General features: G+C 38.7%; 9 protein-coding genes and 2 pseudogenes. 10 read left to right on the top strand and 1 reads right to left on the bottom strand.

The window, feature by feature from the left end:
- Positions 1-139: 139 nt before the first annotated feature.
- From HT715_RS07390 to HT715_RS07435, 10 genes and pseudogenes are all read left to right on the top strand, one after another.
- A pseudogene (locus tag HT715_RS07390) lies at positions 140-1,177 on the top strand (zinc-dependent alcohol dehydrogenase family protein).
- Between the two features lie 121 nt (positions 1,178-1,298).
- Complete coding sequence (locus HT715_RS07395; RefSeq protein WP_000286405.1) at positions 1,299-1,664, top strand: DUF1033 family protein; 366 nt, start codon at positions 1,299-1,301, stop codon at positions 1,662-1,664.
- Between the two features lie 75 nt (positions 1,665-1,739).
- Positions 1,740-2,681, top strand: a complete 942-nt coding sequence (gene comGA, locus HT715_RS07400; RefSeq protein WP_000249547.1) for a competence type IV pilus ATPase ComGA — start codon at positions 1,740-1,742, stop codon at positions 2,679-2,681.
- Positions 2,629-3,645 carry a competence type IV pilus assembly protein ComGB gene (comGB, locus tag HT715_RS07405; protein WP_074196785.1) on the top strand — a complete coding sequence of 339 codons (1,017 nt, stop codon included), beginning with the start codon at positions 2,629-2,631 and terminating at the stop codon, positions 3,643-3,645. Before comGA ends, comGB begins: the two co-directional genes overlap by 53 nt.
- Before the next feature lies 1 nt (position 3,646).
- Positions 3,647-3,973: a comG operon protein ComGC gene (gene comGC, locus HT715_RS07410; RefSeq protein ID WP_000738627.1), complete on the top strand. Its 327-nt coding sequence runs from the start codon at positions 3,647-3,649 to the stop codon at positions 3,971-3,973.
- Complete coding sequence (gene comGD, locus HT715_RS07415; protein ID WP_000588028.1) at positions 3,966-4,370, top strand: competence type IV pilus minor pilin ComGD; 405 nt, start codon at positions 3,966-3,968, stop codon at positions 4,368-4,370. The genes comGC and comGD overlap by 8 nt, the downstream gene beginning before the upstream one ends.
- Complete coding sequence (gene comGE / locus HT715_RS07420) at positions 4,333-4,635, top strand: competence type IV pilus minor pilin ComGE (protein WP_000413382.1); 303 nt, start codon at positions 4,333-4,335, stop codon at positions 4,633-4,635. The genes comGD and comGE overlap by 38 nt, the downstream gene beginning before the upstream one ends.
- On the top strand, positions 4,598-5,059 hold the full coding sequence (gene comGF, locus HT715_RS07425) for a competence type IV pilus minor pilin ComGF (RefSeq protein ID WP_054393006.1): 462 nt from the start codon (positions 4,598-4,600) through the stop codon (positions 5,057-5,059). Before comGE ends, comGF begins: the two co-directional genes overlap by 38 nt.
- Positions 5,037-5,438, top strand: coding sequence for a competence type IV pilus minor pilin ComGG (gene comGG / locus HT715_RS07430; protein ID WP_054393005.1), 402 nt, complete (start codon positions 5,037-5,039; stop codon positions 5,436-5,438). Before comGF ends, comGG begins: the two co-directional genes overlap by 23 nt.
- A 32-nt stretch (positions 5,439-5,470) precedes the next feature.
- Positions 5,471-5,596, top strand: a pseudogene (locus tag HT715_RS07435) (SAM-dependent methyltransferase); the annotation flags it as partial.
- A 579-nt stretch (positions 5,597-6,175) separates the two neighbouring features.
- Here the strand turns inward: HT715_RS07435 and HT715_RS07440 are convergent.
- Positions 6,176-6,652: a GNAT family N-acetyltransferase gene (locus tag HT715_RS07440; RefSeq protein ID WP_054393003.1), complete on the bottom strand. Its 477-nt coding sequence runs from the start codon at positions 6,650-6,652 to the stop codon at positions 6,176-6,178.
- Between the last annotated feature and the right edge of the window lie 200 nt (positions 6,653-6,852).

The following is a 6,852-nucleotide window of genomic DNA, read 5'->3' on the forward strand; positions in this document are numbered from 1 at the left end:
CTAGCTTCTGCTTTTTTATCTACATTGCTTTACCGGTAAATAAAAAAGTTAAAAATATCACAAAAATACCTAAAGAGCCAATTGAAAAGGTTTGCAATTATATTATAAATAGTACATTTAAAAAACGGAGGAGTGCTTTATGAAAACCTATACTTATGTTAAACCAGGACTTGCTTCTTTTGTTGATGTAGATAAACCAGTTATTCGCAAGCCAACAGACGCTATTGTGCGTATCGTAAAATACTATTTGTGGAACAGACCTCCATATTATCAAAGGGGATGTTCCTGCTTGTCAAAGTGGTACCATTCTTGGCCACGAAGGGATTGGGATTGTTGAAGAAGTTGGGGAAGGAGTTTCTAACTTCAAAAAAGGCGACAAGGACTTGATTTCTTGTGTCTGCGCCTGTGGTAAATGCTACTACTGTAAAAAAGGAATTTATGCCCACTGTGAAGACGAAGGGGCTGGATTTTCGGTCACTTGATTGATGGTATGCAGGCTGAATATCTACGTGTCCCTCATGCAGATAACACTCTTTACCATACTCCAGAAGACTTGTCAGATGAATCCTTGGTTATGCTATCAGACATTCTGCCTACTGGATATGAAATTGGTGTCTTAAAAGGGGAAGTGGAACCTGGTTGTAGCGTAGCTATTATTGGTTCAGGACCAGTTGGATTGGCTGCACTTTTGACAGCTCAATTGATTATGGTAGACCTAGATGATAACCGCTTGGAAACTGCCCTATCATTCGGTGCGACTCATAAGGTTAATTCTTCAGATCCTGAAAAAGCCATTAAAGAAATTTATGATTTGACAGATGGTCGTGGTGTGGATGTCGCTATCGAAGCTGTTGGTATTCCTGTAACATTTGATTTCTGTCAAAAGATTATCGGTGTAGACGGAACAGTTGCCAACTGTGGTGTACATGGTCAACCAGTTGAATTCGATTTGGACAAACTTTGGATTCGCAACATCAATGTAACAACTGGTTTGGTATCTACAAATACAACTCCACAATTGTTGAAAGCACTTGAAAGTCATAAGATTGAACCAGAAAAATTGGTAACTCACTATTTCAAACTCAGTGAAATTGAAAAAGCCTATGAAGTTTTCAGTAAGGCAGCAGACCACCATGCCATTAAGGTTATTATCGAAAACGATATTTCAGAAGCTTAAATAGAAATTCAGTCATCCATCAGATGGCTGGATTTTTTATCAAGAAATTAAGAAATGAGCATATTTCTTTCCTTGTTTAGCGGAATTGGTTATAATATACGGTACAAAGGAATGAATGAATATGTATCGTGTTATAGAAATGTACGGAGATTTTGAACCGTGGTGGTTCTTAGAAGGTTGGGAAGAAGATATTGTAGCTAGTAAGAAATTTGACCAGTATTATGATGCTCTCAAATACTATAAAACTTGCTGGTTTAGATTGGAACAAGAATCCCCTCTTTATAAAAGTAGAAGTGACTTGATGACTATTTTTTGGGATCCAGAAGACCAACGTTGGTGTGATGAATGTGATGAGTATTTACAACAATATCATTCTTTGGCTCTTTTGCAGGATGAGCAGGTTATTCCAGATGAAAAATTACGCCCAGGCTATGAAAAACAAACAGGTAAGGAAAGGCATCGTTCTTGCCGTATGAAATTAAAATAGAGAAAAAGTAACTTTTTGGAGTTGCTTTTTTTATTTTTCCAAATCTTTGCGAATAGTATAGGTGAGGAGGTAGGTATGGTTCAAGAAATTGCACAAGAAATCATTCGTTCGGCCCGGAAAAAAGGAGCGCAAGATATTTATTTTGTCCCTAAGTTAGATGCCTATGAGCTTCATATGAGGGTAGGAGACGAGCGCTGTAAAATTGGCTGTTATAACTTCGAAAAATTTGCGGCCGTCATCAGTCACTTTAAGTTTGTGGCGGGTATGAATGTGGGAGAAAAGCGACGTAGTCAACTCGGTTCCTGTGACTATGAATATGACCAGAAGATGGCGTCCCTACGTTTATCTACCGTAGGCGATTATCGAGGGCATGAGAGTTTAGTCATTCGCTTGTTGCACGATGAAGAGCAGGACTTGCATTTTTGGTTTCAGGATATTGAAGAATTAGGCAAGCAGTACAGGCAACGGGGACTCTATCTTTTTGCTGGCCCGGTTGGGAGTGGTAAGACGACCCTGATGCATGAATTGTCCAAGTCACTCTTTAAAGGACAGCAAGTTATGTCCATCGAAGATCCTGTCGAAATCAAGCAGGACGACATGCTTCAGTTGCAGTTGAACGAAGCAATCGGCCTAACCTATGAAAATCTAATCAAACTTTCCTTGCGTCATCGACCAGATCTCTTGATTATCGGAGAAATTCGTGACAGCGAGACGGCGCGTGCAGTGGTCAGAGCTAGTTTGACAGGTGCGACAGTCTTTTCAACCATTCACGCCAAGAGTATCCGAGGTGTTTATGAGCGTCTGCTGGAGTTGGGTGTGAGTGAAGAAGAATTGGCAGTTGTTCTGCAAGGAGTCTGCTACCAGAGATTAATCGGGGGAGGAGGAATCGTTGACTTTGCAAGCAGAGATTATCAAGAACACCAAGCAGCCAAGTGGAATGAGCAAATTGACCAGCTTCTTAAAGATGGACATATCACAAGTCTTCAGGCTGAGACGGAAAAAATTAGCTACAGCTAAGCAAAAAAATATCATCACCCTATTTAACAATCTCTTTTCTAGCGGTTTTCATCTGGTGGAGACTATCTCCTTTTTAGATAGGAGTGCTTTGTTGGACAAGCAGTGTGTGACCCAGATGCGTGTGGGCTTGTCTCAGGGGAAATCATTCTCAGAAATGATGGAAAGTTTGGGATGTTCAAGTGCTATTGTCACTCAGTTATCCCTAGCTGAAGTTCATGGCAATCTCCACCTGAGTTTGGGAAAGATAGAAGAATATCTGGACAATCTGGCTAAGGTCAAGAAAAAATTGATTGAAGTAGCGACCTATCCCTTGATTTTGCTGGGTTTTCTTCTCTTAATTATGCTGGGGCTACGGAATTACCTGCTCCCACAACTGGATAGTAGCAATATTGCCACCCAAATTATCGGTAATCTGCCCCAAATTTTTCTAGGCATGGTAGGGCTTGTTTCCGTGCTTGCCCTTTTAGCACTCACTTTTTATAAAAGAAGTTCTAAGATGAGTGTCTTTTCTATCTTAGCACGCCTTCCCTTTATTGGAATCTTTGTGCAGACCTACTTGACAGCCTATTATGCACGTGAATGGGGGAATATGATTTCACAGGGAATGGAGTTGACGCAGATTTTTCAAATGATGCAGGAACAAGGTTCCCAGCTCTTTAAAGAAGTCGGTCAAGATCTGGCTCAAACCCTGAAAAATGGCCGTGAATTTTCTCAGACGATAGGAACCTATCCTTTCTTTAGGAAGGAATTGAGTCTCATCATAGAGTATGGGGAAGTTAAGTCCAAGCTGGGTAGTGAGTTGGAAATCTATGCTGAAAAAACTTGGGAAGCCTTTTTTACCCGAGTCAACCGCACCATGAATTTGGTGCAGCCACTGGTTTTTATCTTTGTGGCACTGATTATCGTTTTACTTTATGCGGCAATGCTCATGCCCATGTATCAAAATATGGAGGTAAATTTTTAAAATGAAAAAAATGATGACATTCTTGAAAAAAGCTAAGGTTAAAGCTTTTACATTGGTGGAGATGTTGGTGGTCTTGCTGATTATCAGCGTGCTTTTCTTGCTCTTTGTACCTAATCTGACCAAGCAAAAAGAAGCAGTCAATGACAAAGGAAAAGCAGCTGTTGTTAAGGTGGTGGAAAGCCAGGCAGAACTTTATAGCTTAGAAAAGAATGAAGATGCTAGCCTAAGAAAGTTACAAGCAGATGGACGCATCACGGAAGAACAGGCTAAAGCTTATAAAGAATACAATGATAAAAATGGAGGAGCAAATCGTAAAGTCAATGATTAAGGCCTTTACCATGCTGGAAAGTCTCTTGGTTTTGGGACTTGTGAGTATCCTTGCCTTGGGCTTGTCCGGCTCTGTCCAGTCCACTTTTTCAGCGGTAGAGGAACAGATTTTCTTTATGGAGTTTGAAGAACTCTATCGGGAAACCCAAAAACGCAGTGTAGCCAGTCAGCAAAAGACTAGTCTGAACTTAGATGGGCAGACGCTTAGCAATGGCAGTCAAAAGTTGCCAGTCCCTAAAGGAATTCAGGCCCCATCAGGCCAAAGTATTACATTTGACCGAGCTGGGGGCAATTCGTCCCTGGCTAAGGTTGAATTTCAGACCAGTAAAGGAGCGATTCGCTATCAATTATATCTAGGAAATGGAAAAATTAAACGCATTAAGGAAACAAAAAATTAGGGCAGTGATTTTACTGGAAGCAGTAGTCGCTCTAGCTATCTTTGCCAGCATTGCGACCCTCCTTTTGGGACAAATTCAAAAAAATAGGCAAGAGGAAGCAAAAATCTTGCAAAAGGAAGAAGTCTTGAGGGTAGCTAAGATGGCCCTGCAGACGGGGCAAAATCAGGTAAGCATCAACGGAGTTGAGATTCAGGTATTTTCTAGTGAAAAAGGATTGGAGGTCTACCATGGTTCAGAACAGTTGTTGGCAATCAAAGAGCCATAAGGTCAAGGCTTTTACCTTGTTAGAATCCCTGATTGCCCTGATTGTCATCAGTGGAGGATTACTCCTTTTTCAAGCTATGAGTCAGCTCCTCATTTCAGAAGTTCGCTACCAGCAACAAAGCGAGCAAAAAGAGTGGCTCTTGTTTGTGGATCAGCTGGAGGCAGAGTTAGAGCGTTCTCAGTTTGAAAAGGTGGAAGGCAATCGTATCTATATGAAGCAGGATGGCAAGGAGATCGCTATGGGTAAGTCTAGGGCAGATGATTTCCGTAAAACGAATGCTCGTGGTCGAGGTTATCAACCTATGGTCTATGGGCTTAAGTCTGCGCAGATTACAGAGGAGGGCCAACTGGTACACTTTCGTTTCCAATTTCAAAAAGGATTAGAGAGAGAGTTTATCTATCGTGTGGAAAAAGAAAAAAGTTAAGGCAGGTGTTCTCCTTTATGCAGTCAGCATGGCAGCTATCTTTAGTCTTTTATTACAATTTTACTTGAACCGACAAGTCGCCCACTATCAAGACTATGCTTTGAATAAAGAAAAATTGCTTGCTTTTGCCATGGCCAAACGAGCCAAGGATAAAGCCGAGCAAGAAAGTGGGGAACAGGTTTTTAATCTGGGTCAGGTGAGTTATCAAAACAAGAAAGCAAGCTTGGTGATAAGGGTTCGTACGGATAAGAGTCAATATGAGTTCATCTTTCCTTCCGTCAAAATCAAAGAAGAGAAAAGAGAGAAAAAGGAAGAGGTAGCGACCGATTCAAGCGAAAAAGCGGAGAAGAAAAAATCGGAAAAGAAAGAGAACTCCTAGCCAATCAAGCTACTTTGTGCCAAACTAAAAATATGAAACATGATTTTAACCACAAAGCAGAAACTTTTGATTCACCTAAAAATATCTTTCTTGCAAACTTGGTTTGTCAAGCAGTCGAGAAACAGATTGATCTTCTATCAGACAAAGAAATTTCGGATGCTTTTTGTATGAATAATCGGGGTAGCTACCTATCCGAATTTTTAAATTTTCCTAGTACAAAGAAGTTGCTAAGGAACATCGCGAAAGGTTCTGTTAATCAATCCAATATAAATGCAAGGAGTAGTAAATGCGAAACAAATTTTAAAATTTTTTAAATTGAAATTTGGTTTTTAACATGAGGAGTCTCCCTTCACCAAATTTGAGTCTGCCTATCCCTTGACTATTCTTTCCTTTTCACAAACGATTCGCTTATTCAATTATAAGTTTACGTTCTCCTAGTCACAGTTCTTGTGCTTGATGGAAAGAATGACACCTATAAATATGCGAGGTAGTGGCTGTATCACTCACTTATTCACCTCCACGTGATTTGTAGTAGTGATAGACTTTCTCACTATTATTATAAAACAAAATAAAGAGCACACCACTTTTTCATTCTGTCTTGTGCCTTGAGTGAAACGAAAGGAATGAATTATAAACATAAAAGTTTAGTATATAGATTATTCCTCTCAAAATATGCAAATAAGTTAGGATACTAAATTTATAGCAGACTTAGTGAAAAGCAGAAACTAGAAATGATACTAGTTTCTGCTTTTCTCCATAATAATTAATTTCCCCTTTTTTCCTTCTAAATCTTTCTTCACAACAAAAAAACCTGAATTTCTATATGCTTTTTGAGCCAATATATTTTTTTCATTTACAGCCAATACAATATGGTTAATTTCTAATTTTAAAGTTGAGTCCATGAATTCAAATATTTTATTCAGAGCATTAGAACCATATCCTTGATTTCTGAAATTATCATCAATAGAAAATCCTCTAATAAGCGCATAATCTTTTTGATAATAGCCATACTTTTTAGGACCAGTGTTTAGGTGTAGGCAAAAAAATCCAATTACTTTATGTTCTTTATTAAGTATTACTATTGGGTATCTATACTTATCTTTTTTAGACTTTTCAATAATATTTTTTGGGGTATCAGTATGTGTAATATCATTTAAAGAATAAGAACTTAAAGAATGGTAATGGTCAACTTCACTATACAAAGATAATTTCATGATAATTAATTCCTTTCTCTTTATGTAAGATACATAACTAAATAGGACTCTAGGTATGTAGATTTTTTTATGAAATGTCCTATAAAAATCAGATATATTTAGAGTTATTACTTTAGTCCTTTATTTTCATTATTAGACTTCCTGCAAAACTAGAATCCTAGTTCATGATTGATAATACCAGCAATCAAATTCATTCGTAA

It is taken from the genome of Streptococcus sp. 4155, from assembly GCF_013276695.1.
Taxonomy (GTDB): Bacteria; Bacillota; Bacilli; order Lactobacillales; family Streptococcaceae; genus Streptococcus; species Streptococcus pseudopneumoniae.

Bases quoted from the DNA above. Each gene is read 5' to 3' on its own strand.
- HT715_RS07395 (WP_000286405.1), top strand. From the start codon at position 1,299: ATGTATCGTGTTATAGAAATGTACGGAGATTTTGAACCGTGGTGGTTC.
- comGA (WP_000249547.1), top strand. From the start codon at position 1,740: ATGGTTCAAGAAATTGCACAAGAAATCATTCGTTCGGCCCGGAAAAAA.
- comGB (WP_074196785.1), top strand. From the start codon at position 2,629: ATGGACATATCACAAGTCTTCAGGCTGAGACGGAAAAAATTAGCTACA.
- comGC (WP_000738627.1), top strand. From the start codon at position 3,647: ATGAAAAAAATGATGACATTCTTGAAAAAAGCTAAGGTTAAAGCTTTT.
- comGD (WP_000588028.1), top strand. From the start codon at position 3,966: ATGATTAAGGCCTTTACCATGCTGGAAAGTCTCTTGGTTTTGGGACTT.
- comGE (WP_000413382.1), top strand. From the start codon at position 4,333: ATGGAAAAATTAAACGCATTAAGGAAACAAAAAATTAGGGCAGTGATT.
- comGF (WP_054393006.1), top strand. From the start codon at position 4,598: ATGGTTCAGAACAGTTGTTGGCAATCAAAGAGCCATAAGGTCAAGGCT.
- HT715_RS07440 (WP_054393003.1), bottom strand. From the start codon at position 6,652: ATGAAATTATCTTTGTATAGTGAAGTTGACCATTACCATTCTTTAAGT.